The sequence below is a fragment of the Gluconobacter sp. DsW_058 genome, from assembly GCF_002153615.1.
GTDB classification, from domain to species: domain Bacteria; phylum Pseudomonadota; class Alphaproteobacteria; order Acetobacterales; family Acetobacteraceae; genus Gluconobacter; species Gluconobacter cerinus.
Genome location: NZ_JOPH01000058.1, coordinates 1 through 26,285, shown reverse-complemented (window position 1 = coordinate 26,285; position 26,285 = coordinate 1). Strand labels below are relative to the sequence as shown.

Annotated in this window: 23 protein-coding genes; 14 read left to right on the top strand and 9 right to left on the bottom strand. The window is 56.9% G+C overall.

Features of this window, described 5'->3' with window-relative positions; translation table 11 throughout:
• The first annotated feature begins 43 nt into the window (after positions 1 to 43).
• The 3 genes from HK24_RS11045 to HK24_RS11035 are packed head-to-tail and all read left to right on the top strand — an operon-like array spanning position 44 to position 3,557.
• Positions 44 to 1,996, top strand: coding sequence for a nucleoside-diphosphate sugar epimerase/dehydratase (locus tag HK24_RS11045; RefSeq protein WP_233126248.1), 1,953 nt, complete (start codon positions 44 to 46; stop codon positions 1,994 to 1,996).
• Positions 1,993 to 3,135, top strand: coding sequence for a DegT/DnrJ/EryC1/StrS aminotransferase family protein (locus HK24_RS11040; protein ID WP_086634517.1), 1,143 nt, complete (start codon positions 1,993 to 1,995; stop codon positions 3,133 to 3,135). The genes HK24_RS11045 and HK24_RS11040 overlap by 4 nt, the downstream gene beginning before the upstream one ends.
• Positions 3,132 to 3,557 carry a hypothetical protein gene (locus HK24_RS11035; protein WP_086634516.1) on the top strand — a complete coding sequence of 142 codons (426 nt, stop codon included), beginning with the start codon at positions 3,132 to 3,134 and terminating at the stop codon, positions 3,555 to 3,557. Before HK24_RS11040 ends, HK24_RS11035 begins: the two co-directional genes overlap by 4 nt.
• Here the strand turns inward: HK24_RS11035 and HK24_RS13940 are convergent.
• The 4 genes from HK24_RS13940 to HK24_RS11020 all read right to left on the bottom strand — a co-directional run bounded on the left by HK24_RS13940 (position 3,517) and on the right by HK24_RS11020 (position 7,597).
• Positions 3,517 to 3,846, bottom strand: a complete 330-nt coding sequence (locus HK24_RS13940; RefSeq protein WP_233126242.1) for a TipAS antibiotic-recognition domain-containing protein — start codon at positions 3,844 to 3,846, stop codon at positions 3,517 to 3,519. The two genes, HK24_RS11035 and HK24_RS13940, sit on opposite strands and share 41 nt — an antisense overlap.
• A 191-nt stretch (positions 3,847 to 4,037) precedes the next feature.
• A complete protein-coding gene (locus tag HK24_RS13935; RefSeq protein WP_233126241.1) occupies positions 4,038 to 4,322 on the bottom strand; it encodes a MerR family transcriptional regulator in 285 nt (94 codons plus the stop codon).
• A 61-nt stretch (positions 4,323 to 4,383) separates the two neighbouring features.
• Positions 4,384 to 5,535, bottom strand: a complete 1,152-nt coding sequence (locus HK24_RS11025; RefSeq protein WP_086634515.1) for an AI-2E family transporter — start codon at positions 5,533 to 5,535, stop codon at positions 4,384 to 4,386.
• Between the two features lie 145 nt (positions 5,536 to 5,680).
• Entirely contained in the window at positions 5,681 to 7,597 is a 1,917-nt protein-coding gene (locus HK24_RS11020; RefSeq protein WP_086634514.1) for an ABC-F family ATP-binding cassette domain-containing protein, read from the bottom strand.
• Between the two features lie 114 nt (positions 7,598 to 7,711).
• On the opposite strand from HK24_RS11020, the gene ndk reads away from it, so the two are divergent.
• Both ndk and HK24_RS11010 read left to right on the top strand, forming a co-directional pair.
• Entirely contained in the window at positions 7,712 to 8,134 is a 423-nt protein-coding gene (gene ndk / locus HK24_RS11015; protein ID WP_046899630.1) for a nucleoside-diphosphate kinase, read from the top strand.
• Positions 8,135 to 8,290: 156 nt separating this feature from the next.
• Positions 8,291 to 9,694, top strand: coding sequence for a DUF2142 domain-containing protein (locus HK24_RS11010; RefSeq protein ID WP_086634513.1), 1,404 nt, complete (start codon positions 8,291 to 8,293; stop codon positions 9,692 to 9,694).
• Positions 9,695 to 9,766: 72 nt separating this feature from the next.
• Here the strand turns inward: HK24_RS11010 and HK24_RS11005 are convergent, their stop codons facing one another.
• The 3 genes from HK24_RS11005 to purM form a co-directional block, all read right to left on the bottom strand.
• On the bottom strand, positions 9,767 to 11,179 hold the full coding sequence (locus HK24_RS11005; RefSeq protein WP_086634512.1) for a DUF2142 domain-containing protein: 1,413 nt from the start codon (positions 11,177 to 11,179) through the stop codon (positions 9,767 to 9,769).
• 231 nt (positions 11,180 to 11,410) lie between these two features.
• On the bottom strand, positions 11,411 to 11,992 hold the full coding sequence (gene purN / locus HK24_RS11000; RefSeq protein ID WP_086634511.1) for a phosphoribosylglycinamide formyltransferase: 582 nt from the start codon (positions 11,990 to 11,992) through the stop codon (positions 11,411 to 11,413).
• Positions 11,989 to 13,050: a phosphoribosylformylglycinamidine cyclo-ligase gene (gene purM, locus HK24_RS10995; RefSeq protein ID WP_086634510.1), complete on the bottom strand. Its 1,062-nt coding sequence runs from the start codon at positions 13,048 to 13,050 to the stop codon at positions 11,989 to 11,991. Before purM ends, purN begins: the two co-directional genes overlap by 4 nt.
• A gap of 101 nt (positions 13,051 to 13,151) precedes the next feature.
• On the opposite strand from purM, the gene HK24_RS10990 reads away from it, so the two are divergent.
• From HK24_RS10990 to HK24_RS10965, 6 genes are all read left to right on the top strand, one after another.
• Entirely contained in the window at positions 13,152 to 13,877 is a 726-nt protein-coding gene (locus HK24_RS10990) for an HdaA/DnaA family protein (protein WP_086634509.1), read from the top strand.
• Positions 13,878 to 14,060: 183 nt separating this feature from the next.
• Entirely contained in the window at positions 14,061 to 16,253 is a 2,193-nt protein-coding gene (locus HK24_RS10985; RefSeq protein WP_086634508.1) for an RNA degradosome polyphosphate kinase, read from the top strand.
• 6 nt (positions 16,254 to 16,259) lie between these two features.
• A complete protein-coding gene (locus tag HK24_RS10980; protein ID WP_086634507.1) occupies positions 16,260 to 17,738 on the top strand; it encodes a Ppx/GppA family phosphatase in 1,479 nt (492 codons plus the stop codon).
• An 8-nt stretch (positions 17,739 to 17,746) separates the two neighbouring features.
• Positions 17,747 to 18,511: a CDP-diacylglycerol diphosphatase gene (locus tag HK24_RS10975; protein WP_086634506.1), complete on the top strand. Its 765-nt coding sequence runs from the start codon at positions 17,747 to 17,749 to the stop codon at positions 18,509 to 18,511.
• A gap of 78 nt (positions 18,512 to 18,589) precedes the next feature.
• Positions 18,590 to 19,732, top strand: coding sequence for an MFS transporter (locus HK24_RS10970; protein WP_046899622.1), 1,143 nt, complete (start codon positions 18,590 to 18,592; stop codon positions 19,730 to 19,732).
• On the top strand, positions 19,729 to 20,415 hold the full coding sequence (locus tag HK24_RS10965; RefSeq protein ID WP_086634505.1) for an HAD family acid phosphatase: 687 nt from the start codon (positions 19,729 to 19,731) through the stop codon (positions 20,413 to 20,415). The genes HK24_RS10970 and HK24_RS10965 overlap by 4 nt, the downstream gene beginning before the upstream one ends.
• A gap of 67 nt (positions 20,416 to 20,482) precedes the next feature.
• Here HK24_RS10965 and HK24_RS10960 read toward each other — a convergent pair whose 3' ends face one another.
• Together HK24_RS10960 and lysA are read right to left on the bottom strand one after the other, a co-directional pair.
• Positions 20,483 to 23,164, bottom strand: a complete 2,682-nt coding sequence (locus HK24_RS10960; protein WP_086634504.1) for a DUF4175 domain-containing protein — start codon at positions 23,162 to 23,164, stop codon at positions 20,483 to 20,485.
• Positions 23,157 to 24,488, bottom strand: a complete 1,332-nt coding sequence (gene lysA / locus HK24_RS10955; RefSeq protein ID WP_086634503.1) for a diaminopimelate decarboxylase — start codon at positions 24,486 to 24,488, stop codon at positions 23,157 to 23,159. The genes HK24_RS10960 and lysA overlap by 8 nt, the downstream gene beginning before the upstream one ends.
• Positions 24,489 to 24,556: 68 nt before the next feature.
• On the opposite strand from lysA, the gene HK24_RS10950 reads away from it, so the two are divergent.
• The 3 genes from HK24_RS10950 to HK24_RS10940 all read left to right on the top strand — a co-directional run bounded on the left by HK24_RS10950 (position 24,557) and on the right by HK24_RS10940 (position 26,192).
• On the top strand, positions 24,557 to 24,949 hold the full coding sequence (locus HK24_RS10950) for a cytidine deaminase (protein ID WP_046899618.1): 393 nt from the start codon (positions 24,557 to 24,559) through the stop codon (positions 24,947 to 24,949).
• Positions 24,946 to 25,638, top strand: coding sequence for a serine protease (locus tag HK24_RS10945; protein WP_086634502.1), 693 nt, complete (start codon positions 24,946 to 24,948; stop codon positions 25,636 to 25,638). Before HK24_RS10950 ends, HK24_RS10945 begins: the two co-directional genes overlap by 4 nt.
• A gap of 128 nt (positions 25,639 to 25,766) precedes the next feature.
• A complete protein-coding gene (locus HK24_RS10940; RefSeq protein WP_233126240.1) occupies positions 25,767 to 26,192 on the top strand; it encodes a response regulator in 426 nt (141 codons plus the stop codon).
• Positions 26,193 to 26,285: the final 93 nt, after the last annotated feature.

Sequence of the window (26,285 nt, the reverse complement as noted above, 5' to 3'; positions counted from 1 at the left end):
CACACCATCTTCTGGCCCTCAGTTTCCGGCCCCGTCTAGCGCTATCAGCCGTACAGGTCGCACGACCGCACAGGCGAGACGCATCGCTCTCAATGTTCTTCTGGATGGAGTCGTGTCCGCAGCGGCAGCCCCTGTGGCACGTTGGCTGGCTGACCCTCATGGAGGACTGCTGCATCCGCTATGGTTTGTGGCGGGCGGGGGGATTACGCTCCTCGTCAGCGGGCTGCCTTTTCGTATGGCACAGCAGTACTGGCGTTTTTCCGGTCTTTCCGATCTTTTTAATATTGCCTGCGCGTCAGTTGTCAGTGCCACGTTGTTCTCAACTTTGCTGCACCTGGCTGGCTACCCGCTTCCAAGCACGACATTCCCGGTCATTCATGCGCTGGTTCTCCTGACATGTCTGGGCGCTTTACGCATGTTCTGGCGGCTGACAGCACGTCGTCGCCTTATGGTCGCTGAGCGTGAGCGCGTGCTGTTACTTGGCGCTGATCACGAGGCGGATCTTTTCATTCGCGCAATGGAGCGGGATCATCAGGCCGGACGTCGCGTTGTCGGGCTTCTGACGGGGGGAACGCAGCAGGCAGGGCGACGCATTCACAGTTGTCCCATTCTTGGAACGATTGATGAGACGCCTGAAATTCTGAAGCAGATGTCAGCCTCGGGACGTCTGCCGGATACGTTGGTTATCACCACGTCCGAACTGCGGGGCGCTCCGTTGTCCCGTATCCTTGAAGTGGCGCGTGAGTATGGTGTTGATGTTCAGAGAACGCCCTCTTTGACTGATCTGAAGCCCGCAGACAGTGTTGAGCTTCGTCCCGTCGCCATTGAAGATCTGTTGAACAGGCCTCCGGTAGCGTTGAATAGCGAAGGGATGAGCCGCCTGATCGCTGGGCAGGTCATCGCTGTAACGGGGGCTGGCGGCAGCATTGGATCTGAACTGGCGCGACAGATCGCTTCGTTCAGACCTGCTGCCATTCTTCTGATTGAAAACAGCGAGTATGCGCTGTGGCAGATCAACCTGGATCTTTCAGAGCGATATCCTGCGGTTCAGCGGCATCAGATTATTGCTGATGTGCGCGATCGCGGCAGGATATCCGAAATTTTCATGGAATATCGTCCAGCACTTATTTTCCATGCCGCCGCGCTCAAGCATGTACCGATCGTGGAATCAAATCCGATCGAGGGTGTGCTGACCAACGTCGTGGGCACCCGCATTGTTCTGGACGAGGCCGAGCGTTCAGGTGCGCAGGCGATGGTGATGATTTCGACGGACAAGGCCGTTAACCCTTCCAGCCTCATGGGGGCCAGCAAGCGCTGCGCTGAGGTCTATGGACAGGCGCTCGATATGCGTGCGCGTGCTGGTAAAGGCGGTTTGCGGTGTGTGACCGTGCGTTTTGGGAATGTCCTGGGGTCTACAGGGTCTGTCGTCCCCCTGTTTCGCCGCCAGCTTGAACATGGCGGCCCGCTAACTGTAACCCACCCGGACATGACCCGTTACTTCATGACGATCCCTGAAGCGGTGGGGCTGGTGCTTCAGGCTGCCGTCCGTGGCACTCAGGATACTTCCGGGGAAGATACAACGGATCAGCGTCTCCGGCAGGGCGGCATTTTCGTTCTGGATATGGGCGATCCGGTCAGGATCATGGATCTTGCCTGTCAGATGATCCGTCTGGCTGGCCTCAAACCAGAAACAGACGTGGAAATCCAGATTACGGGCCTACGCCCTGGCGAGAAGCTTTTTGAAGAGCTGTTTCATGGACGGGAAGCCCCAGTGCCGACAGATGCGCCAGGTCTGAGAATGGCGTCTCCCCGGACAGTGGATTTCAATATCGCGACTGATGCCATGAATGCGCTGGAAGCGGCGTGCCACCGCGAAGATCTTTCAGCTGTCATGGAAATATTTCACCGGTTAGTGCCGGAATTCAACCATAACCGGGATGGAAAGGCGCCGTCTGCGGTCGCGCTTTCACAGCCTGATGCGGAGGTCACTGCATGATTACCCCGATAGCCTTCCTGGATCTGCCCAAACAGCAGGCTCGTTTGAAAGACGCGATCAAGAGCCGTGTTGACGCAGTGTTTGAGCATTGTCGCTTTGTCATGGGCCCCGAGGTAGAGGAACTTGAGCAGCGGCTGGCCGAGTTCGGGGGCGCGAAATATGCTGTCGGCGTCTCATCGGGCACCGATGCACTCCTGATGGTTCTGATGGCAGAAGAGATCGGACCGGGGGACGCGGTCTTTCTGCCAGCCTTCACCTATACGGCGACGGCTGAAGTTGTTCTCCTTTTGGGCGCAACGCCCGTTTTCGTTGATGTGGAACCAGATACGTTCCAGATCAGTCTGACGTCTCTCGCGGAGCGGCTGACCGCTGTGCGGAAGGGTGGGGAACTGGAGCCGCGAGCTCTGATTGGGGTGGATCTTTTCGGTCAGCCTGCGCCTTGGGATGAACTGAAAATTTTTGCGGCCCAGGAAGGTCTGACGCTTATTGCGGACTGCGCGCAGTCTTTCGGGGCCTCTTATCACGGACGCCGTCTGGGGCACGAGGCGCGTGCTACAACGCTATCGTTTTTCCCGTCCAAACCTCTCGGCGGCTACGGAGACGGAGGCGCTATTCTGACGGATGATGAGGACCTGGCCATCCTCTATCGTTCCCTGCGAACGCACGGGGAGGGCAAGACGCGATACGAAGTGGAGCGGATTGGCATCAACGGTCGGCTGGACACGATTCAGGCAGCTGTTCTTCTGGCGAAACTGGATGCTTTCGAAGATGAGCTGACCAAGCGTGAAGCCATTGCCTGCGCATATGACCGTGCCATGCCGCAAGGTATTCAAGAGCCGGTGCGCGTGCCTGACAGCGAAAGTGCCTGGGCGATTTACAGCGTGTTGCTGCCAGACGCGGCGAAACGGGATTCCCTTCAGGCACACCTGAAGGCCGCGGGGGTGCCGACGGCAGTGTACTACCCGAAACCTCTCCATCATCAGCCCGCGTATAGCGAGCATCATGACGGTGCGGCTCTTCCTGTTTCGGAAGATCTCGGAACACGTATTCTCGCACTTCCTATTCAGCCAGAGCTGACGAATGAAGAAGTGGATCGTATCACGGAAGCCCTGAAAAGCTGGGCAGGAGACACCTTATGAGGCGCGAGCAGAAGCTGTTACTGGCTTTTTGTGCACTGGTTTTCATTCCAGTGGGTATCGTCTGGTTCGTGGCGTGGCCACTGATCCACGCATGGAAATTCCCGCCGGTGACGGAAGGCAAGATAATCGCTCCTGTCAGCCGGGATCTGAGTGCAACTGAAGTTCAGGACATTAATCTGTGGCTTCAGTCGCACACAACGGCCTGGGGCCCTAGCGGGGAGCAGCCGCCTGCGAAGGGGCAGGTCATCCTGCGCATGAACAACGCGGACAATCATCCGGTCATCATTTCCATCTGGAAGCACAGGCATCAAGCGGACATCGTCGGCGTGCAGCTTGAGGACAATGGCCCCTACCGCATGAACGCCTTTGAAGACGCGTCTCTCACGGCGCTCCAGCCAGCAGAATTGCAGCCTCACGGATAAAGCTGAACACTTCAGGACTGAAAGGCGCCTGTCGTTCAGGTGTCTGCCAGTCCTGCATGTCTTCGTACATTGTCCCCGTCTTGCGCCAGAGTTCCGGGCCCACGGCCTTTTGCAAAGGCTTCTGAAGTTCCAGCCAATCCCTTGCGAGGCTTTGAGCCTCTGGGGCAGATGGGGATACCAAGCGGGCAAGAGCATCTTCACAGCGCACGATAAGTCGTTCCCAGAGCACCTGATAGGATGTTCTGTCTTCAGTTGGGAGGTGACGATCCATTTGCGTCTGCCACGCCATCTGTTCTTCCGCAGTAAAGTATTTTTCAAAAACGGGCTGAAGGTTTTCTCGTTGTAGAATGGCTTCTCCTTCTTCAGCAGAAGGAAAAATGCCACCAGATCCATCGGACCATCGTAAATCTGGCTCTCCGAACCAGAGAGTTGGTCAGAGATTAGATTATGGGTGGTGCGGAGTTGGGAAATTGTTCTTTCTCATACTGCCATGCGTGCTGACAGCAGGGAGAGTTGGGTCTCTATGATATCTTTTGGGGATGCCGGCTTCAGTTCCAGGGAGCGGATCTCAGCGAGACTAAATCCCATGCGCTTTAAAAGAAAAATGTGTGCCAGCGTGCTGATTGTCTGGAGCGTGTAAACGCGTCTGCCATTTTCAGCTTGGGCTGGCTTGATGAGTCCCAAAGCTTCGAAATGCCGAAGTGTCCGGGGTGTTGTTGCGCTGGCTTTGGCAAGTTCGCCAATGGTCAGGGTCTTTGCAGTCATTGATCTTCCTCCTGACGCATCATCTGCAATGATGACGTTACGTCAGGAGCAAGCGAAATATTCAGTCTTTCCTGGCTTCGTCTTCGGAAATTTCACCGACGTCGCGGCGGGTCTGTTCTTCGTCATCGAGAGGGGCAGTTGCCTTGTCTCCCATAGCCAGCAGGGCTGCCGTGATCGGAGATGCCAGGATCAGGCCTGGAATACCAAGAATGGTGCTGAAAACCGTCTGGGACAGAATAGCAACGGCAGGTGGCATATGGACTGCACGTCGCTGGATGAGGGGCGCAAGAACGTTGCCTTCAAAGAACTGGATCACGCTGTAAAGAATAGCCACGAACAGGGCTTCTTTGCTTCCCATGGAAAGGCCCAGGAGTACGGCCGGGACCGCACCAAGGATGGCGCCGATATAGGGAATGAAGTTGCAGATACCAGCGACCACACCGAGTGCAAGCGCAAGAGGAACGCCAATCAAAGAGAGGCCAATCCCGGACAGAATGCCCACGACGAGCATGTCGAGGGCCTGACCTGCTGTCCACGCCCAGAGTGTCGTGCCCGCAGCCATGAGTAATTCACGTGCGGATGCGCGGTGCTGGGAAGGAACGAGGCGCAGAAAACCGTCAATGTAAATTGCAGGCGACAAGGCAAAGTACAGCCCTGCAATCAGAATGACAGCCAGGGTGCCCAGCACACCAAAGGCGCTGCTGAGAATACCAGTCACGGACCCTGCAAGGCCGGAGCCCAGGGAGCCCAGGGAGCCAAGGCTGCCAGACGTTGCATCATTTCCGCCAACTGCGGTTGGAAGATGATCCAGAACAAGCTGACCCAGAGTAGACCCTGAAAGATGCGATTTCAGATCGCCTGACTGCTGGACAAGTGCCTGTTTGAGGCGAATGAACTGGTCCCCGATCGCCGGGCCGCTGCTCCAGACGAGGCCTGCCAGTGCGAGCAGGATAACCACTGTGACGAGAGCAACAGCGCCCTGATAGGGGATGAACGAGACGTGGCGACGTACGATCCGGGCGAGGCCATGCAGGACGACGGCCATCAGTGCTGAGGCGAAAACAACAGCCAGCACATCCTTCATCAGCCAGACGGCCAGAAGGATCAGCGTCACAGTCAGGGCGATCCGTAACAGGCTGGCAATTTTTGAAAGTTCGCGCGCGCGCGGTTCCTTCTCGTCTCGGTCCTTCGGGTCGGAAAACGAAATAGGCATCAGCCGGTCCATCCTGAATCTGTAGGCCGGTGTTGGCTTATGGACTTCGGGAAGGCGGGTCAATTGGCTGAGGTGATCTAACGATACTCTCACGGAGTGCTGACATCCGTGAGAGTACACATGCTACAGTTAAGTTCGGCTTTGGTTAGGCTGAAGCATCTTCAAGTTCCGCCTGTGCTTCGAGCCAGAGCTCTTCTGTTTTCTCCTGTGTCGCGTTCAGAGCAGAAAGATGAGCATTCAGCGACGCGATTTCACCGGGATTCCCTGACTGATAGAGCTCCGGATCGGCAAGCTTAGTCTCAATTTTCTCTTTTTCCCGATTGATCTGAGCCAGCTTCGCTTCAGCATCACGAATTTTTCGGCGGAGCGGGGCCAGCGCTCGTGTGAGCTCCTTGCGGTCAATTTTCTTCTGGGGAGCTGTCGCCTGAGACGCCTCCTGTGAGGCCGGGCGATTGGCGTTTTTGTTCCGCTCCGTATTTTCCGCTCTGGCCTTGCGAGCACGTTCGACCAGCCATGCCTTGTATTCCGCCATGTCGCCGTCAAACGGCGCAATGGTTCCGTCTTCAACCAGCCAGAACCGATCCGCCACGGATTCCACCAGATGGCTGTCATGGCTGATGAGGATTACCGCGCCCTCAAATTCGGAAAGGGCACGGATCAGGGCATCGCGTGCGTCAAGATCAAGATGGTTGGTTGGCTCATCGAGGATGAGAAGATGCGGGGCGTCACGAGTGGAGAGCGCAAGAAGAAGGCGTGCTTTTTCCCCACCGGACAATTCTGAAACACGGGTTTCAGCACGATTAACATCAAGTCCGAAGCGCGCGAGCTGTGAGCGTACGGCAACCGGCGTCGCGTCAGGCATGGCGCGGGCCATGTGATCGATCGGTGTTTCAGACAGGACAAGTTCGTCAGCCTGATGCTGCGCGAAATAGCCGATTTTGAGCTTTGGCGAGTGATTGTAAGTTCCCGCCATGGGATCGAGACGTCCGGCCAGTAGCTTGGCGAATGTGGACTTGCCGCGCCCGTTCTGGCCCAGAAGCGCGATTCGGTCTTCCATATCGAGCCGCTGGTTCAGACCTTTGAGAACCACCCGTCCGTCATATCCAAGGCTGACGTTATCGAGGGTGATCATCGGTGGGGGAAGGGGCTGCGGTTCCGGGAATGAAAAGCGCGTCGGCGTATCTTCCACCACGCTGTCAATCTGCGGAAGGCGCTCAAGCGCTTTCAGGCGGGCCTGAGCCTGCTTGGCTTTCGTGGCCTTTGCGCGGAAACGATCGACGAAGGACTGCATATGCGCACGCTGTGTCGCAATGCGCTCAGCCATACGATTTTGCTGAAGGGCCTGCTCTGTCCGGATGCGCACGAAGTTGTCGTAGCCGCCGGGCGTCAGGCTGAGTTTCTGATGATCCAGATGAGCAATGGCATCGACTGTATTGTCGAGAAGTGATCGGTCATGACTGACGATCAGAGCCGCACCAGGGAATTTTGCGAGCCAGGATTCGAGCCAGAGGGTGGCTTCGATATCAAGATGGTTGGTGGGCTCATCCAGCAGAAGGAGATCGGGGCTGAGGAAGAGGGCCGTCGCCAGCGAGACACGCATTCTCCAGCCGCCGGAGAAGTCCGAGACCGAGCGAAGCTGCGCGTCTTGATCGAAGCCCAGCCCCGACAGGATGGCGCCTGCACGGGCGGGCGCCGTGTAGGCGTCAATGGCAATCAGGCGCTCATGTACATCTGCGATACGGGCAGGGTCCGTGGCAGTCTCGGCTTCGGCAAGGAGGGCCGCGCGCTCGATGTCGCCTTCCAGCACCGTGTCGATCAGCGAGGTGTCACCAGATGGTGTTTCCTGCTTCACGCGGCCCATTGTGGCCCGATTTGCAAGCGTGATGGTGCCCCCATCCGGGGCAATATCCCCTGCAATCGCGCCAAGAAGCGTTGATTTTCCAGCCCCATTTTTTCCGATGAGGCCAATTTTCCGACCGGGGTCGACTGTCAGCGATGCGCCATCCAGCAGGGTACGGCCGGCGATGCGGAGAGTCAGGTCAGTGATGGTGAGCAGGCTCACGGGCGCCTCGATCAGTCGGGAAGAGTGAAAAAACCGCGACAGACCTATCAGGAACTACGAATTTGCTCTAGTGGAACGGCGGGATTTACCCCTTTGTCCAACAGGAGAAGAAAGATGGCTCTCGAGCGCACGCTTTCAATCATCAAGCCCGACGCCACGAAGCGTAACCTGACCGGCAAGATCAATGCCGTGTTCGAGGAAGCCGGTCTGCGCATCGTTGCTCAGAAGCGCATCCAGCTGACCGAGAAGCAGGCTGGCGCTTTCTACGCAGTTCACAAGGAGCGTCCGTTCTACGGCAGCCTCGTGTCCTCCATGCTCGCTGAGCCGGTTGTCGTGCAGGTTCTGCAGGCTGAGAACGCTGTTGCAAAGCACCGTGAAGTCATGGGCGCAACGAACCCGGCTGATGCAGCTGAGGGCACCGTGCGTAAGCTTTATGCTGAAAGCATCGAAGCAAACTCCGTGCACGGTTCTGACAGCCTTGAGAACGCGAAGAACGAGATCGCTTTCTTCTTCGCTGAGACAGAAATCCTGCCGTAAGGTCTGGGTTCTGCCAATGGAGAGCCGCAGGTTCTGTGGCTCTCCATTTCCAATGATTTGGGACGGTATCTGAACGCCCCGACTGGTCAGCCTTCACACGTTCCCGGTTCCGCTGTCATCCAGGCCCACTCTGCGGCATGATGATGGAAGAGAGGCATGGTTCGATCTGTGGGCAACGACGCTACAACTTCTTTCCTTTACAAATATCCGCTGGCTATCGTCTGGGGACTTCTGGTCTCTGCCTGCCTGATGTTTCTGGTGATTGCGACGCCGCCATTACAGGTCGCCGATGAGCCAAATCATTTTCAGAGAGCCATACAGATCTCTCAGGGACAGTTGATCGGCCATCGTTTCAGCGCCTCTGATAGCGGTGGTGTCATTCCTGAAGACAGCGTTGTATTCGCTTACAGATATGATGATCTCAAAGGTCGATACGAACGGAAAGTAGACTGGAACCGTATCTTCGGCAGCGCACCATTAAGCTGGAAAAGTCCGAAGCGGGAAGCAGGCTTTCCAAACACGGTGATCTATTCTCCGATCTTTTATTTTCCATCAGTGGTGGGGATTGAAGTCGGCAAAAGACTTCATGAAGATATTTTAAAGTCTTTTTATCTGGCGCGCATGTCCAACGCCGTCTTTTGCGTACTTTCCGGAATGTTCGCCCTTGCGATTGTCCGTCAGGGACGACTGATTATTGCAGCATTTCTCTCAATGCCGATGTCGCTGTCACTGTTCGCGTCCTGCTCTCAGGATGGGCCTTTGATCGCAGCGTGTGCAGTCTGTACGGCTCTCATGACGCGATTAAATGATGATTTCTGCAAGAACAGATGGTTCTGGCCGACACTTGCGCTTCTGATGGGATGCATTATTGCATCCAAGCCGCCTTATATTCTTATCGCGTTTCTACCGCTGATCATTGCTCCATGGGCGGCCTGGCGCTCGGCTGCGGGTGCATGTGTGTTTGCCGCACTTGATGCTCTGGCATGGTCGGTTATGGGTGTTCACTCAACGAAGATCCCTTTTCGCTCAGCAGATGGCGTTGATGCGGCGCGTCAGCTACATTTCGTTCTTTCTCACCCGTTCAAAACAATCACAGTACTTCTGCACACATTCAGGGTTTCTGCTTCTTCCTTGATGGGCCAGTTTGTCGGTGTTCTTGGGTGGCTTGATGCACGACTTCCAGACTGGTTTTACCAGTTCGAAGTCATGTTTTTCATTCTCGTAGGTATTTTCTCTTGCCTGTACCTTACAAGAAAAATTGGAAGAGACGAGCTAGTGAGAAAGGCGCTCATATTTTGTGTGTCCATTGGGACTGTCAGCGCTGTCAGCCTTTCTCTCTATCTTATCTGGACCCCCGTCGGTGACAGTTATATTGGCGGTCTTCAGGGGAGATATTATATCCCCTCGGCCATTTTCTCAGTGCTGATCTTTCCTTTCGCATCAACACCCCATTTTATGTCTGTTGCTAAAGAAAAAGCCGTAGAAATTGCGCTTCTTACGGTGGGGTTATGGGTAGGATTTGGCGCTATCGTTCAGACGATACTGGCGCGGTATTGGTAATTGCCGTGACCATTTAATAGTGAGAGGGTGGTTTTCGTGAAAGAAGTAGCCGACCCCTTGGATTTCTATGCGTTAATTCCAAAGACGCGCATAAATGCCGGTTGCTTCAATGCAGACATGTGCAACACAAACGAAATAGGCGCCTAAAAGGCCCGCATAGACCGTTTGATACGTCTTGTTCTGGCGTGGCAGGAACAACAGAACGCCACTTAGAATAGCAGCGCAGCTTATATAAAAATAACGTCCCTGCAGGCCGCTGACAGTGTCCTCTCCAAGGTGAGAGAAGCCAACGTAGAACGCCAGAAGAGTTAAGAGAGAATAAAGCGCACCAAGCGCAATCAGGATTGCTCCGGATCGTGGACTAGCAATGGGCCGTTTGTCAGCGAGAGCCATTAGAACAATCAGAGCTATAGCTATATACCCAGTGCCTTCGCCAATCTTGAAGAAAAGTGGTACTGGACCGCCGCCAAAACGTCCCCATGCGTCCTCCCACCACCAGTGCGAGCCAACACGGTAAGTTTCAGCGATTTCCCGCACAAAAGACCATGGGTGCTCCAGCATGGTCAGGATCTGGACTTTAGGATCTCCTCCCGTATTCCAGTAATGCGCAGGCGTGAATGGGTAAATTCCGTTCCAGACAACGGCGGAGACAAGGCTCAATCCGACGACCGGCATACAGAACTGGACATATTTTCTCTGGGTCGGGAAAGAATTCGTCGGCACCAGAAAGCAGCCGAGACTTAGAAAGCTGCAAGTTAGTTTGAAAAGCCCCAACGGAGCGGCCAAAGCGATAATCAGCCGTATCCAGATTTTCCGGTCTTCGGGAGGGGCCACCCGGGCCCGTAGGCAGCAGGCGAGGAACAGCATTGATCCCAGATTGGTGACAGGATCGGCGCTATATGTTGTCGCCAGATGGAGGCTTGTTGGCGTGGTCATCAGGGCAAGGACGGCCAGTCGCCCTACGGGCAGCACCGCAAGGACGAGTGCGAGCATCCCGATGTATCCAAACAGGTTTCCTAAACGACCAGCGTAATATCTTGTATCCACGCCGCCATGTCCGGCATTGGCGATTATCATGGCGGTGGCTGAGGGAATATACATCAGTGGGGAATATGAAGCGGTCGAAGGGAAATGAACGACTTCCCGATCTCTTTTTGAGTTCTCCAGATCCTTTGCGATCTGCGCAGCGACATTGCTGTCAGATGGCTTATGCTGGTCGCGGTTTGCATTGAAATAGCGCACCCAGGTCAGCATACTGGTGTCGAGCCCACCTCCGAACATGTGCCCCGAATAACGCTGTGCCAGAAGATTTCCCTGAGCGATCTGTTGCGCGCGGTAAAAATGGAATTCTTCATCTACGCCGCTAACAGGCGTGACGCGGTACACAAGAAAAACGCCGATAACAGCAATAGCGAGAAGATAAGCGAGTTCAACAAGCCGCAGGTTTGTTTTGCAGAACGCAAAAAATGACGAAACGGACTTCATATCAGTGCTTATTTCCTTGTTGGGGCACGTGACCGACTGCCATCCGGGCTCATATGCACCCACTCAGAGTAAGGCAATCCGCAAATTATAAAACTGAGTTTTGGAAGTGCTGAGCGTTTTTGCGGTCATTATCGGCAGGGCATTTAACTGAGAGGTGTCTTTACTACACAGTGCCCAGATAAAATGAGGAGCGGAATGAAAGGAGAAACTCCCGGTCATCCCGCCGCCAGATTACTGTCTGTTGATGTAGTTCTGAAGAACCAAAGGATACAGGGCGTGTTCCTGTTCCAGTACGCGTGCAGCAAGTGCATCGGGTGTGTCACTTTCCAGAACCGGCACACGCGCTTGCCCAAGAATAGGCCCTTCATCCACGCCCGCAGTCACAAGGTGGACAGTACAACCGTGTTCGGTTGCGCCGGCAGCAATGGCAGCCTCATGCGTGTGCAGGCCCGGAAATGCGGGCAAGAGGCTCGGGTGGATGTTGAGCATCCGGCCATCCCAGGCGTTGACGAGATAAGGCGTCAGGACACGCATATATCCGGCAAGGCAGACGAGTTGGGCTCCGGAAGCGCGGATGGCAGCGTCCACCTTGCGTTCGTGAGCTTTACGGTCTTTCCCGAACGCCTTGTGGTCAATGGCCGCCGTCTGAAGACCGGCCGCGCGGGCGACCTCCAGACCAGCCGCATCCGGCTTGTTACTGAGCACGAGTACGATCCGAGCCGGAAAATCCGGCCTTTCACAGGCCTCGATCAGTGCACGCATGTTGCTGCCACGCCCGCTGATAAGCACAGCGATGGGCGTCTTCTGCATCATGCGAAGGAGACCGGTGCGGTCAGGGCATAAGCCTCGTCGGAACGGACAACTTCACCGATCTGGAAAGCGCTTTCTCCGCGGACTTCCAGTTCAGCCAGAACGCGCTCTGGCTCGGGGGTGACGAGAACCATGCCAATGCCACAGTTGAACACACGAAGCATTTCATCAGCTGAAACATTTCCGGTTTCTGCCATCCAGCGGAATACGGATGGGACGACCCACGACGAACCGTCAATGCGAACCCCCAGGCCTTCCGGAAGGACGCGCGGCAGATTGCCCGGCAGGCCGCCGCCGGTAATGTGCGCGCAGCCATGGAGCAGGCCCTTGGCGTGCAGATCCAGCACGCTGCGAACATAGAGCTTCGTTGGTGTCAGCAAGGCTTCGGCGAGTGTATGCCCTTCAGAGAAGGGAGCCGGATCGTTCCAGCCGAGGCCTGAACGGCGGACAACTTCACGAACCAGAGAAAAGCCATTCGAGTGAACGCCTGAGGAAGGCATTCCGATCAGTGCGTCGCCTTCGCGGATGCCTGCGGGAAGGAGAGCGCCGCGTTCTGCCGCGCCGACACTGAAGCCAGCGAGATCATAATGTCCCGGTGCATACATGCCCGGCATTTCTGCAGTTTCGCCACCGACCAACGCACAGCCGGACTCTGCGCAGGCATGGGCGATGCCCTTCACGACCGTTGAGGCATCTTCAATGGAGAGTTTGCCGGTTGCCAGATAGTCCAGGAAGAACAGCGGGGTTGCGCCTTGAACGACCAGATCGTTTACGCACATGGCCACGAGGTCAATTCCGACCTCATCATGCTTTCCGGCTTCGATCGCGACCATGAGTTTCGTGCCCACGCCGTCTGTGCAACTGACAAGGACCGGATCGGTGAAACCGGCAGCCTTCAGATCAAACAGGGCACCGAAGCCGCCCAGTCCGCCCATAGTGCCAGGACGGTTCGTGGCTTTGGCTGCGGGCTTGATGGCATCGACCAGGGCATCGCCTGCTGCAATGTCTACACCAGCCTGTGCATAGCTGGCGCCCTGTGAGGTGTCGGGCTGATCGGTCATGATGAAGCTTCCCGCTGGTTGACGTGACGCCGTTCTAGAGCATCCTGCACGCGGGCGGAACGCTTGAATTGAAGGCGTAACGGCATGAAAAGGGATGAGGGATGACAAAACAGGACGGACAGGAAGGGCACGCCATAAGCGATGCCGGACCTCAGATGGCCTTTCCTCTGCGTCGTCCGACCGCGATGACAGCTGAACGCTTCATCACGAGCCCTTCAAATGCGCCTGTGCGCGCGTGGCTTTCACGCAAAGTGTGGCCTGATGGCCGGTTGTGGCTCTGGGGGCCAGCGGGCACGGGAAAAACCCATCTGTTATCTGTCTGGGCGCAGGAGCACGATGCGACCATTTTGAATGCGCGCCTGTTTTCTCACGCCTCTTCCGGAGGGCGCATTCGCGTAAGGGGAAACCTTGCGATTGATAATGCCGATTCGCCGGGCGATGAGGCAACCATGCTCCATCTGTTGAATGACGCGCTGACGCAGGGGGACCGGGTGTTGATGGTTGGGCGCCTTCCACCGTCACGCAGCCATGTCTCCCTCCCAGATCTGGGAAGTCGGCTCCGTGCGACCGCAACGACAGCCACGGGAGAGCCGGAAGATGATCTGCGGGCAACGTTGCTGCTTTCTCTTCTGGCGGATCGTCAGCTCGTGGTTTCGCAGTCCGTTACGGAATGGCTTTGGCGTCACCTGCCGCGCACGGGAAATGCTTTGGTTTCGGCGGTTGAGCGACTGGATGATGCGGCTCTCGCCCGTGGAACCGCAATTACACGGGCGCTTGCGCGAGAAATGCTTCCCGATCTTCTGATGCCTGATATGTCAGAGGAATGACATAAAACCTACGTTTGACACACTTCTCCCAAGCCTTGATCTTAAACGGGTTTTGGTTCGAGCTTCCCGGAAGAGACCATCGTGACGACTGAAAATAATAAGCCAACTCCCCGTCGACGTTCGCGCAACCAGCCGCGAGAGGGGAATCTGACGCCAGCCGCAACCCGGGCCCGGCGGCGCAGAATGGTTGTTCCGACAACTGAAGACTATGCTGACATGCCAACATCCCCAGCGCGGTTCATCAACCGGGAGCTTTCCTGGCTCGACTTTAATCAACGCGTCATTGAAGAAGCCGAAAGTTCGCGCAATCCGCTTCTGGAGCGTGTCCGCTTTCTCTCTATCAGCGCCAGTAACCTTGATGAGTTCTACTCGGTCCGTGTTGCGGGGCTGGTAGGGCAGGTCCGTGAAGGCATGGTTGTGCGCAGCCCGGATGGAGCGACGCCTGTTCAGCAGCTTTCGGCTGTGCGTCAGAAAGCCCGGTTCCTTCTCGCAGAGCAGCAGCGCGTCTGGCATCAGCTTGAAGTTGAGCTGAAAGAGGCCGGTATTTCCATCCTGTCGACCGAAAGTCTGGACGCTACGGATCTCGCACAGCTCTCAGCCCTGTTTGATGAGCGTGTTTTCCCGGTTCTGACGCCGCTGGCCGTTGATCCGTCTCATCCGCTGCCGTTTATTCCTAACATGGGGCTGGCGCTGGTGATGCGTCTTAAAGACCCCGCGTCGGGCAAGCATGTTATGGACGGGCTGATCCTGCTTCCCGCACAGGTGCCGCGTTTCCTGCGCCTTCCGTCCCGGGTTGGTGAAGGCAAGGATGCTACGGGTGAAATCCGTTTCATCCTGCTTGAAGATCTGATCAGCCTGTTTGCAGATCGCCTGTTCCCCGGTCTCATGATTGGTGCGGCCGGTGTCCTGCGGATTATCCGTGATACGGACGTCGAGTTTGAGGACGAGGCGGAAGATCTCGTTCGTTCTTATGAAACAGCGCTCAAGCAGCGCCGTCGTGGCGTCGGTATTCATCTGGCTCTTGATCACAAGCTCCCTGAAACGCTCGGGCGCGAAATGGGTGAAGAGCTGGGTGTTGGTGACGAAGATGTCGTGGTCATGCCCAATTTCGTGGGCGTTGTAGATCTGAAGCAGTTGATTGTGGATGACCGCCCGGATCTGGTTTTCCCACCGTACAGCCCACGTTTCCCGGAACGCATTCTGGATTATGATGGAGACTGCTTCGCAGCGATCCGGGCAAAGGACATTGTCGTCCACCACCCGTTCGAGAGCTTCGATGTGGTTGTGCAGTTCCTGCGGCAGGCTGCGCGTGATCCGAATGTGCTGGCCATTAAGCAGACGTTGTATCGGACCTCACGCGATAGTCCGATCGTTCATGCTCTGATAGAGGCGGCGGAAGCTGGAAAATCCGTCACGGCCATGGTTGAGCTGCGTGCCCGGTTCGACGAGGAAGCCAATATTCGTCTTTCGCGTGCGCTGGAAGCGGCAGGCGTACAGGTTGTTTTCGGGTTCGCGCATCTAAAAACGCATGCGAAACTGAGCCTTGTGGTGCGTCGTGAAAACGGGACACTGCGGTCTTATGCCCACTTCGGCACCGGGAACTATCATCCCATTACGGCCCGGATTTACACGGATCTGTCGTTCTTCACCTGCGATCCAAAACTGGCGTCAGACTCTGCTCGGCTGTTCAATTACATGACCGGCTATGCCACGCCGGAAAAAATGGACGCGTTAGCCTTCTCTCCCATGACGATCCGTTCCACGCTTGAACAGCTCATCCGTGACGAGATTGCTCATGCAAAGGCAGGCCGTCCCGCCCGGATCTGGCTGAAAATGAACAGTCTGGTCGATGCCGAACTGATCGACCTGCTCTACGAAGCATCGCAGGCGGGTGTAAAGATCGTCGGCATCATTCGTGGCATCTGCTGCCTTCGCCCGGGTGTGCCTGGGCTGTCTGACAACATCGACATCAAGTCCATTGTCGGCCGTTTTCTTGAGCATGCGCGTGTCTTTGCGTTTGGAAATGGTCACCGGATGCCGTCGCATAAGGCAAAAGTTTTCATTTCTTCCGCGGACTGGATGGTGCGAAACATGGATTGGCGGGTAGAAGCAATGGTGCCTATCACCAACCCAACCGTCCACGCGCAGATTCTCGGCCAGATCATGACCATGAATATCAAGGACAACCTTCAGAGCTGGACGCTCTCCAAGGACGGGCGTTGGCATCGGGTGTCTCCTGGTGCACATCCGTTCTCCGCACACGAGTACTTCATGAACAATCCCTCCCTGTCTGGCCGTGGGTCGGCCGCACGGGAAAAAGCTCTTCCGGAGGCCCATCGCCCGCGCGAACGGCCTGACCGGATTCTGGAAGACTGAAACCTCATGTCATCATCTGCACAGCGCTCCGCCATTGTCGATCTCGGGTCCAACTCCGTTCGGCTCGTGGTCTTCGAAGGCGTAGCGCGCAATCCGCTCCCCATCTTCAATGAGAAAGTGACACTCAAGCTGGGGCGCGGTCTGGATGCAACGGGTCGCCTGAACGACGAGGGCGTTACACTGGCGATGGACGTGTTGGGCCGGTTCCACACCGTCGCGCGGGCCATGGGAGCGGAACCTTTCGAGGTTCTGGCTACGGCGGCTGTGCGTGACGCCTCCAACGGGCCTGACTTCGTTTCTGCCATCCGTGCAAGAATGCCTGGTGTGGCCATTCGTGTGCTCGAAGGCACTGAGGAAGCAGATTATGCGGCCCGTGGTGTTCTCTGCGGGCTGCCGGAAGCCAATGGTCTGGTCGCGGATATCGGCGGCGGCTCACTGGAGCTCATCCATGTTGCTGACGGACAGTATTACGAAGCCCTGACAACCAAGCTGGGCGTCATTCGTCTTCAGGATCGGGCGAAGGGTGTTCTGCTGGAAGCGGAGCGGATTGCCTCTGAAATGCTTCAGGAGGTCAACTGGCTTCCGGGTATGAGTGGCCGCCCATTGTATCTGGTCGGAGGAGCGTTCCGGGCTCTGGCACGTCTTCAGATTGCACGGACACAGTATCCTCTGAATCTTGTCCATCTCTTCACGCTTTCTGAGGGTGAAGCACGGGAGATGTCGGATTGGGTCATCGGCGCCTCAAAACGTACTCTTGAAAAACTGCCGAATGCCCCACGTAAGCGGTTGGGTGATGCACCCTTCGCAGCGGTCGTTCTCAAGTGCCTGATGGAACGTGTTCGTCCGTCCAAAGTGGTGTTCAGCGTGGATGGCCTGCGGGAAGGCTGGTACATGCGGCACGTCGCCTCCTCTGTGGCAGCGGAGGACCCCATGACGACGCTGGCGGAGGAAATGGCGGATCGTTTGGCGCGAAGCGTAACGCTCTCAAAGGCGCTCGTGGATTGGACGACACCGATTTTCCGGGGTGAAACACCGTCCCAGAAGCGTCTGCGTCAACTGACCTGTACCCTCTCGGATATCGGATCATACGATCATCCGGAATATCGTGCTGAACAGACCTATCAGCGTGTGATGCATTGTCACGGCGTGGGGTTCGAACACACGGCCCGTGCATTTATCGGCCTGACCCTGGCCGTCCGTTATGAAGTGGCGATGGACTCTCCACTGATTGAGCCCTCGCGCCGCCTTCTGTCCCGCTCTGAAATTGATCGTGCTGTGAAGCTGGGTCTGGCACTACGTCTGGCCTATACGCTGTGCGCGGGAACGGAAGTGTTGCTGGAAGAATGCCGCCTGCTGGTGGAAGAACCTCAGCTTGTGCTGATCCTTGGTGCACGGAGTGTCCGTGCAGCAGGAAGTGCAGTCCGTCGACGCTTTGAACGACTGGCCGCAGCCATGCAGCTTGAGGCTCAGGTAAGGGAAGAATGAGTTTGAGAATGAAGATCGGGACTAAGGCTGCATTGGGACTGTGTGCGGCCCTCACGATTGGTGCCGGCCTTGTCGGTTGTGGCAAGGTTCCCGGGCATGACCGTAACAAGTTGTGGGAGCTTGTTGGAAGCCGTTGCGCGAAGGATGCCCAGCATCATCCGTGTGCGGTGTATGATCCGCAGGATGGTTATGCTCTTCTGAAAGATCTGGCCGGGCATGGTCAGTATCTGCTCATCCCCACGCGGAAAGTGCCTGGCATCGAAGATCCTTCGCTGCTTCAGACTGACACGCCAAACTATTTCTCCGAAGCCTGGGCCGAACGCCACCGGGTGTCTGAGGGATATGGTTTTCCCGTTTCAGACGATCACCTTTCGCTGGCTATCAATTCCCGTGATGGCCGGACGCAGGACCAGCTCCACATTCATATTGACTGTCTGACGCCCTATGTCCGTGGGGAAATTGACAAGAACATGATTGGTGAGGACTGGACCCCGGTCTCCCTTTACGGTCATCCGTATCGTGCCAAGCTGGTGCAGACCCTTGATCAGTCGCCTTTCCGGCTGATCGGTGCGGAGAACATGGGCGATCATACGATCGTGGTGACACCGGGTCATCATGGTGGCTTCGTCATTCTCGACGATGTCGCTCATGCTCTGGACCGTGCGTCCGGTGAGGAAGTTCAGGATCACAAGTGCAAGATTGATGATCCAAAACACAAGAGCATGCATATGGACGGCATGAAGCCGGGCATGCACATGAACGGGATGATGTAACCCTCCATCTTGTTCTCTGCCTCCGGGACTGGCATGGTTCGATCATCCTCGAACACTTGTTAATCCCGGAGATTGCCCGTGAACTGGCCTTTATTGGCGCTGGCCGTGGGCGCGTTCGCCATCGGAACCACCGAATTCACTCCGATGGGTCTTCTGCCTGTCATTGCACAGGGCCTTCAGGTTACTGTCCCGAAAGCGGGCGGACTTGTAACGGCCTATGCTGTGGGCGTGATGGTCGGCGCGCCTTTCATTACTCTTCTTCTCGCAAGACTTCGTCGGAAATTTGCCCTAACGCTTCTGATGGGGCTTTACGTTGCAGGGAACCTCCTCTCTGCCGTGGCAGGAAGCTACGAGCTTCTGTTCGCTTCGCGCGTTCTGACCAGTCTGGCGCATGGTGCGTTCTTCGGGCTGGGCGCTGTCGAAGCATCTGCCGTTGTTGCACCGGAGCGCCGGGCGAGTGCCGTTGCAACAATGTTCATGGGGCTGACGGTCGCCAACATTATCGGCGTCCCGGCTGCCACGTGGCTTGGCATGAATTTCGGCTGGCATATGGCCTTTGGTGTGACGGCCATTCTGGGCGTTCTGACCATGATTGCCGTACAACTGGCTCTTCCAGCCCGTGAGGCCGGTCCTGTTCCAGACGTTGCCAGTGAACTCAAGGCGCTGTTGAGGGCAAATGTTCTTCTCGCTTTGACCACAACGGCCATCGGGGCAGGGGCCATGTTCGTGCTCTACACGTACATCACGCCTATTCTTCAGCACATCACGCATGCCAGCCCACTGGTCATCACGGTTGCCCTGATGCTGACGGGCGTTGGATTCTCCATCGGAAATGCGATTGGTGGCCGCAGCGCGGATCGCTCTTTGGATGGCAGTCTGCTGATGTTTTTCCCCATTCTGGGTGCCGTCATGCTGCTCTTCCCCTGGGTGGCTCAAACCGTACCAGGTGCGCTGATCGCAACACTCGTTTGGGGCGCGGCGACATTTGCCTTGATGCCAGCTCTTCAGATGCGGGTCATGCAGGCTGCTCACGATGCACCAGCCCTGGCATCCTCGGTCAATATCGGCGCCTTCAATCTTGGCAATGCGATCGGGGCCGCTCTGGGTGGTGTCGCCCTGTCCATGGGGTTGGGTTATCCCGGTGTTTCCGTTATCGGAACGGCTCTGGCCCTCGTCGGGGTCGGTCTTGTTCTCTTTTCGCGAAAGGTGGCCCCGCCATGACCCGTTCCTTTCTGCTCGCCACCGGGCTTTTCTTCAGTGCGGCTCTCACGCCATTTGCGGCCTACGCCGAGCAGCCTGCCAACGTTGGTGACGCTGTCATGGCTGCCAGCGCGTATCACGATAGTGGTGATTACCAGCACGATTTTGACACGGTGATCGCACAGGCTCGTCACTGGGTGTCCGAGCGGGCGCCTCAGGTTCGCAAGCCGGCTATTGTTCTCGATATTGATGAGACGACACTCTCCAATTGGGACGAGATCCGTGCGGACAACTTTGGTTATATTGCCAATGGTCCCTGTGATGCGCTGCCGAAAGGTCCTTGCGGGGCGATTGCCTGGGAAAAGAGCGGCCGTGCTCCGGCGTTCGCTTCCACGCTGGCTCTGATTGATGAAGCCGAACGGAATCATGTCGCTGTGTTCTTCATCACAGGCCGTCATGAAGATGAGCGTGAAGCGACAGCACGCAATCTTCATCTGGCTGGAATCAAGCATTGGGACGGGCTGGATCTACGCCCAATGACATCTCATGGGTATGCGGCGCACTATAAGGCCCCAGCACGCGCTGCCATCGAGGCCAAGGGGTATACGATCATTGCAAGCCTGGGAGATCAGCCTTCTGATCTTGCGGACGGACATGCAGAGAAGGGCTTCCTTCTCCCCAATCCGTTTTATCGCGTTCCCTGAGACATATCTGTTTTCGGTATAAAAAAGGTGCCCAGGAGAAAATCCTGAGCACCTTTTTTTTGTGGCCTCAAAACGACTTTAGAAGACGTTCCAGATAGTCCAGTTCACCCTGAGGGCGGGTTCTGTCGGAAGCGCGACGACGTAGCTCACGTTCGATGTCTCGCGCCCTGTCACGGGCGTTACGATCAGGGATGTGGGCGTCCGAATCCTTGCCGCTCTGGCCTTCGCCGAGCTTGCGGCCCAGTGGATCCTGATCCTTGCGGTCTTCGTCCCCGTCGTCATCATCCCCGGCGTCAGGCTGATCGCCTCCTTCACCCTGCTGTCCAGCCTTGCCATGCTGCTGTTGCCCGGAGCCACCACCGCCCATGGAGGGGATGAAACTCAGGCTTCCGCCTTTACCCTGACCAGACCCGCCGGACTTCTGGCTTTGGCGCATCTGCTTTCCGGCCTCAGACAGATCTGCGAGAGCCTTCTGTTCTGCCGTAAGCGCCTGATCATCCTTCCGGTCTGCCAAGGCCTTGCGAGCATCTTGCATATCCGCTTTTGCCTTGTCGAACGCAGTGGCCGGCTTGCCTGTCAGGTCTTTGACCCGCCGGCCAAGAATTTCATCCACCCGAGACAATGCACGCTGAAAGGCATGATCTGCGCGGCGTTCAGGCGACTGCGCTGCGACTGTCGCAGGATCAACAGGCGCTGCCGGTTTTGGAGATGCTGACTGTTCCATATTCGGCGGGGGCTGCATTCCAAGCTGGCGCAGCAAATCGGCTGTAGACATCTGGCTGATGTCTTCATGGCCGTCCTGCTGGTCAGGCGGCAGAGCGGCCTTGCGGGCGGCAGATAAACGGGCCTGTGCATGATCCAGCAGGGTCGTTTCCCGATGAACCAGATCATGAAGGGCGGCACGTTGCGCGCGTGCCTCTTCCTGAGCCTTCATCTGAGCCGCGAGGGCTTTCAGATCTTCCGGCGTGGCCTGACGCATATGCTCGGCCATGTCTTCCATCTGCTGGAGTTTACGTAATGCTTCGTCCCCATGCCCCTGCGATGCATCGTTCTGAAGGCGCTGCATCTGATCCGACCATGGATCAGCAGAGCTTGTGCCGGATTGCGGCATCATGATGCCGCTCTGGGCTGCTTTCTGAAAAAGAAGCTGCATGCGGTGGTTAAGGGCGTCCTTGAGAGCTTTCGTGCGCTTCTGAAGTTCTTCCTGTTCAGCCAGAGTATGGCCTTTATCTCCCAGAGACTGCATGTGATCGAGCTGTTGCTGAACACTCTGCTGTGCTGCACGGACGGCCGCTGCGGCATCCGCAATTTCCGGCCCGTCCCGGCGGAGATCATCAAGATACAGAGCCAGTGCCCAAAGCTGCCCCGGCACCTGTTCCCCCGCTCCTTTGGGAGCATTGGACTGCAGGGAAGCAATATCGAGTCCAAGCGGGGCGAGAAGGGCGGGGACATCCGTTGTCTGCGTCAGGAGCTTCAGTTCGTCTGCTGCCTGCTGCGGGCGTTCCTGTCCCAGCATCAACCGGCGACGCAATGCAACAATGGCTCGTGCCAGTGGGTCCGAAAACTTCCGGGAACCTAGGTGGAAGCGCAGAAAAGCGCTGTGGTTTTCCCGGCCGGAAACACTAACGGCATGAAGGCGCCCTTCGACTTCCATTCCGGCAAATGGGTCCGAAGAAAGATCCGGGTGTGCCTCTCCTTTTGCATCTTTTGGATGTCCATTCAGTGGCACAGGGACACGCACGACGCGGCCTTTGGGCAGGTCAGGCAGTCGTATTTCCGCTTCCAGAGAGGCTACGCCATAAGTCTGCTGAACATGCCAGGGAAGGCTGGTGCGCCAGTCATCTTTTTGAGGAGCAGGTTTTCCGTCCCAGGCTACGACTGGAGGCAGATCCGGCTCGACGTTCACGCGCCATGAACCAAGCGTGCGGCCGCGGGCTTTTAGCGTAACGGTGCCGGTCTGCTGCAACGTCGCTTTTTCGCTCCAGCTCTGTTCGTCCAGACGGTCATGACTGATGGAGGTCGCCCCCCGAAGAACCGGACGCCCGGATGTGCCTGTGATGGTCGCATTCAGAATGGCACCCTGAGGAACGTGGATGGGATTGCCCTGCTGGGTTTGCGACAGAAACACTGGCGCGCCGGGAGCGTAGGATGGTCGGTCGATCCAGGCCTGAACGGACGGGAGCGGAATACTGTCGTCATCAACACCGGGCATAAGGCCAGCGTGCAAGCGGGATTGGGAATGTGATCCGCTCAGAACGGCCGCAATGGCAAGGGCTGCGGCTATAGAGGCAAGCCCGAGTTTTTCCTGCTTCGTGACGTCTGGCTTTGGCAGGCTGACCTTAAGCGGCCCCAGAGAAGAAACCACACGCTGAACGTGCTGCGTCCAGATGGCGCCTTGTTCGCCATCCGCTGCGTAGGCCGGGCGGTCTGCCAAGGTCAGGAGGGGCTGATAGGCCAGATGAGAGTCGCGCTCAATCCGACGATCAACCTGAGCATCCGTAGGCTGCGGGATAGCACGCAGCCCTTTGACGCCCAGCCAGAAGGCAGTTCCTAAGACTGTGAGCTCGAAAAGAGCGTGTAACCAGTCAGGCAGTGACTGGGGAATGCGGGCCAGACAAGCCAGCAGGTAGAGTGCCGCAAGAAGCAAAGACCAGCGCAGAGCTGGCCAGGCGTGTTCCCACCACAGAACGCGTCGAGCGCGACGACGGACGGAAGCTAGGCGAGCTGCTGCGGCAAACGAATCAGCCATGGGCGGGCAGGAGCCAATCCGGAACGGTTTCTGCGGCGATCAGGTCTTCTACGCTCTGTCGCTGGCGGATGATCTCCCAGCGGCCATTATCGACCAGAACCTGAGCAGCAAACGGCCGGGAATTATAGGTCGAACTCATGACGGATCCGTACGCTCCCGTATCCAGAAGGACGACAAGATCTCCGCGCTTCAGGGAAGCGGGCAGAACCCGGTCCTTGGCAAAGATATCGCTGCTTTCACAGACTGGCCCCACCACGTCCCACGGCTTGAGTGCATCGTTGAATGCCGCCGGAGCGACAGGCAGGATACCGTGCCAAGAATCATAAAGCGCAGGACGGGCGAGATCGTTCATTGCCGCGTCGATCACGACGAAATCCGGATTGCCCGCTTTTGTTTCGATTACGCGGGACAGCAGAATTCCTGTCGGAGCAGAGAGCCAGCGGCCGGGCTCAATGCTGAGCTCTACCCCAAGGTCTCCAAGTGTTTCGGCAATGACACCGGCCAGCATTTCCGGTGGCGGAGCGATTTCGTCCTGATAGCGAATGCCTAGGCCGCCGCCACAGTCCACTGTTTTGACGGTATGCCCCAGAGCACGAATTTCCCGAACCATATCGGCCAGACGGGAATAGCCCTGGCGGAACGGCTCGGCCGTCAGCATCTGACTGCCAAGATGAACCGCCAGGCCGACAAGCTCCACATGCTCCAAAGCAGCAGCTTCGGCGTACAGTTCAACTGCCCGGCGATGCTCGATCCCGAACTTGTCTCCTGCGCGGCCCGTGCTGATCTTGTCATGCGTCTGTGCGTCGACATCCGGGTTCACGCGGAGTGCTGCCGGAGCAATCTTGCCACAGGCCCGTGCAATATCGTTCAGGCGATAAAGCTCTTCCACGCTCTCGACATTGATCTGTCGGATGCCGTGTTCTACTGCGGCGCGAAGTTCAAGGTCCGATTTCCCGACGCCTGAAAAGACGATTCCATCCGGCTTGATCCCGGCATGTAGTGCGCGGGTCATCTCTCCACCGCTCACGATGTCCACGCCATAGCCACATTCGCGGAGGATCGTCAGTGTGGCTTGATGATCCTGTGATTTCATCGCGAAATGGAAATGCACCGGCAAGTTGCGGGCTTCAAACGCAGCTTTGAGCGCGTTTGCACGGCGACGCAGAGTGCCTGCTCCCGTGATCCAGCAGGGGGTTCCTGCTACGGCGGCGATGACATGCAGAGGCACGCCTTCAAAAAGAAGACCATCGCGCGCATTGACCTCCAGAGGAGGGCGGCTTGTCAGAAGGTCGTTGAGCGTGGGTTCGGAAGAGAGAGCATTCATGATCTTCCTACCGTATCGTGGACGCTTGGATGTTCCAAGCTGTTCACACAGGCGCTAGTGTCTGAATTATGATGGAAGAACTGATCTCCCGGGCTCTTGAAGCCCGATCCCGGGCCTATGCGCCATACTCCCGCTTTCAGGTTGGCGCAGCCCTGCGCTGTGAGGGCGTGGTTCATTCAGGCTGCAATGTCGAAAATGCAGCCTATCCGCTCGGAACCTGTGCTGAGGGCGGGGCCATTTCGGCCATGATTCTTGCCGGGGGCCGGCGCATTGAGGAAATCGTGATTGTGGGGGGGGGAGATCAACCCTGCACACCATGCGGTGGCTGTCGGCAGAAACTCCGTGAATTCGGCCTGCCTGATCTGAAAGTGCACATGATTTCGCCCGCAGGAACCTTGCTCCTGACACGTACCCTCGCGGAGTTGCTGCCTGACGCATTCGGTCCGGACAATCTGGAATGAAATACTGGCCCTGTTTTCTGGGACTGCTGGTGGTAGGAACGGTCTGTGCGCAGCCTCTTCCGTCTCTGCCAGGTCTCGGGGACGGGGCCAGACGTGAACTGATTGATGTCCGTGCGGCGCCCTGGCGAATTCTGGGGCGTGTACAGACTGAACTCGGCGTTAAATGTACGGGTTTTGCCGTAGCTCCCAATGTGGTCATGACGGCAGCTCACTGTCTCTGGCTGCCGAAGACGCACACTTATATACGACCAAGCGACGTTCATGTGCTGATGGGATACTCGCGGGGCTCATACCGCCAACATGCTCATGTTGTGCGATTCATTATCCCACCCGGATACGACCCGAAAAACGAATCCGCTACCGGGGCCAGTGATCGGGCAACACTGTTGCTGTCGGAACCAGTTATCGCGACGCGGGATCTTCTCCCGGCGATTCCTGTGCAGGATGGCGCAAGGGCAATGCTGGTTGGGTATTCGCAAGATCGAAACGAAGTGCCTTTCGGCGATCTGGACTGTCATATCAACGGAGTGACAGTCAGTGGTCTTGTCCATCACGATTGCGAGGCGACAAAGGGAGTGAGCGGCGCTCCGCTTCTGCTTCAAAAGCCTGACGGAACGTGGGGTATCGGCGGGCTTGCTGTCGCGGCAGATGTGGGGCCGGGTGGGTTGGCTGCCCCACTTGTTCCTTAGTTGATGGCAGAAGAATTTTCATAATTCTGCAAACATCGCCTGCATGACGCGTTTGAAGGATCGGGAAACATCATCTTTGGTGTTCCCCACTCTTTATTCGGTCCGGAAAGGGGCACTTTATGTATGTCATGGCAGGGAAAGGAACGGCGTCTGTCGGGCAGTCTCGTGGCATGCATGCGAGCAACGCCTATCTGACGCACCGCAAGAATGTTCTGGTTGTCGAAGACCAGGCCCTGTTGCGCTTTCTGGCTGCGGATATGCTTGAAGACGCCGGCTATAACCCGATTCTTGCTGCTACTGCCGATGAGGCGATGGATATTCTTTCCAAAGGTGAGACAGTCGATCTCGTCTTTTCGGATGTGAATATGCCCGGACGGCTCAACGGACTGGATCTGGCTGAGACAGTCGGAGCTCGCTGGCCGCAGATCGGCGTTGTACTGACGTCAGGTGCTTATCTTCAGGAAAAGCGACCTTTGCCAAACAAGGCGATGTTTCTTCCCAAGCCGTACGAATGGGAAGACGTCTATCGTGCTCTGAAAGCACTGCAGCACTGATTTTTGTGAAGATGTTGTGTGGTGCACCCGAAAGGACTTGAACCTCTAACCCCCAGATTCGTAGTCTGGTGCTCTATCCAGTTGAGCTACGGG

Excerpts from the sequence above, each read along its gene's own strand:
- HK24_RS11040 (WP_086634517.1), top strand. The coding sequence starts at position 1,993 with ATGATTACCCCGATAGCCTTCCTGGATCTGCCCAAACAGCAGGCTCGT.
- HK24_RS11035 (WP_086634516.1), top strand. The coding sequence starts at position 3,132 with ATGAGGCGCGAGCAGAAGCTGTTACTGGCTTTTTGTGCACTGGTTTTC.
- HK24_RS13940 (WP_233126242.1), bottom strand. The coding sequence starts at position 3,846 with ATGGCGTGGCAGACGCAAATGGATCGTCACCTCCCAACTGAAGACAGA.
- HK24_RS13935 (WP_233126241.1), bottom strand. The coding sequence starts at position 4,322 with ATGACTGCAAAGACCCTGACCATTGGCGAACTTGCCAAAGCCAGCGCA.
- HK24_RS11025 (WP_086634515.1), bottom strand. The coding sequence starts at position 5,535 with ATGCCTATTTCGTTTTCCGACCCGAAGGACCGAGACGAGAAGGAACCG.
- ndk (WP_046899630.1), top strand. The coding sequence starts at position 7,712 with ATGGCTCTCGAGCGCACGCTTTCAATCATCAAGCCCGACGCCACGAAG.
- HK24_RS11010 (WP_086634513.1), top strand. The coding sequence starts at position 8,291 with ATGGTTCGATCTGTGGGCAACGACGCTACAACTTCTTTCCTTTACAAA.
- HK24_RS11005 (WP_086634512.1), bottom strand. The coding sequence starts at position 11,179 with ATGAAGTCCGTTTCGTCATTTTTTGCGTTCTGCAAAACAAACCTGCGG.
- purN (WP_086634511.1), bottom strand. The coding sequence starts at position 11,992 with ATGATGCAGAAGACGCCCATCGCTGTGCTTATCAGCGGGCGTGGCAGC.
- purM (WP_086634510.1), bottom strand. The coding sequence starts at position 13,050 with ATGACCGATCAGCCCGACACCTCACAGGGCGCCAGCTATGCACAGGCT.
- HK24_RS10990 (WP_086634509.1), top strand. The coding sequence starts at position 13,152 with ATGACAAAACAGGACGGACAGGAAGGGCACGCCATAAGCGATGCCGGA.
- HK24_RS10985 (WP_086634508.1), top strand. The coding sequence starts at position 14,061 with ATGGTTGTTCCGACAACTGAAGACTATGCTGACATGCCAACATCCCCA.
- HK24_RS10980 (WP_086634507.1), top strand. The coding sequence starts at position 16,260 with ATGTCATCATCTGCACAGCGCTCCGCCATTGTCGATCTCGGGTCCAAC.
- HK24_RS10975 (WP_086634506.1), top strand. The coding sequence starts at position 17,747 with ATGAAGATCGGGACTAAGGCTGCATTGGGACTGTGTGCGGCCCTCACG.
- HK24_RS10965 (WP_086634505.1), top strand. The coding sequence starts at position 19,729 with ATGACCCGTTCCTTTCTGCTCGCCACCGGGCTTTTCTTCAGTGCGGCT.
- HK24_RS10960 (WP_086634504.1), bottom strand. The coding sequence starts at position 23,164 with ATGGCTGATTCGTTTGCCGCAGCAGCTCGCCTAGCTTCCGTCCGTCGT.
- lysA (WP_086634503.1), bottom strand. The coding sequence starts at position 24,488 with ATGAATGCTCTCTCTTCCGAACCCACGCTCAACGACCTTCTGACAAGC.
- HK24_RS10950 (WP_046899618.1), top strand. The coding sequence starts at position 24,557 with ATGATGGAAGAACTGATCTCCCGGGCTCTTGAAGCCCGATCCCGGGCC.
- HK24_RS10945 (WP_086634502.1), top strand. The coding sequence starts at position 24,946 with ATGAAATACTGGCCCTGTTTTCTGGGACTGCTGGTGGTAGGAACGGTC.
- HK24_RS10940 (WP_233126240.1), top strand. The coding sequence starts at position 25,767 with ATGGCAGGGAAAGGAACGGCGTCTGTCGGGCAGTCTCGTGGCATGCAT.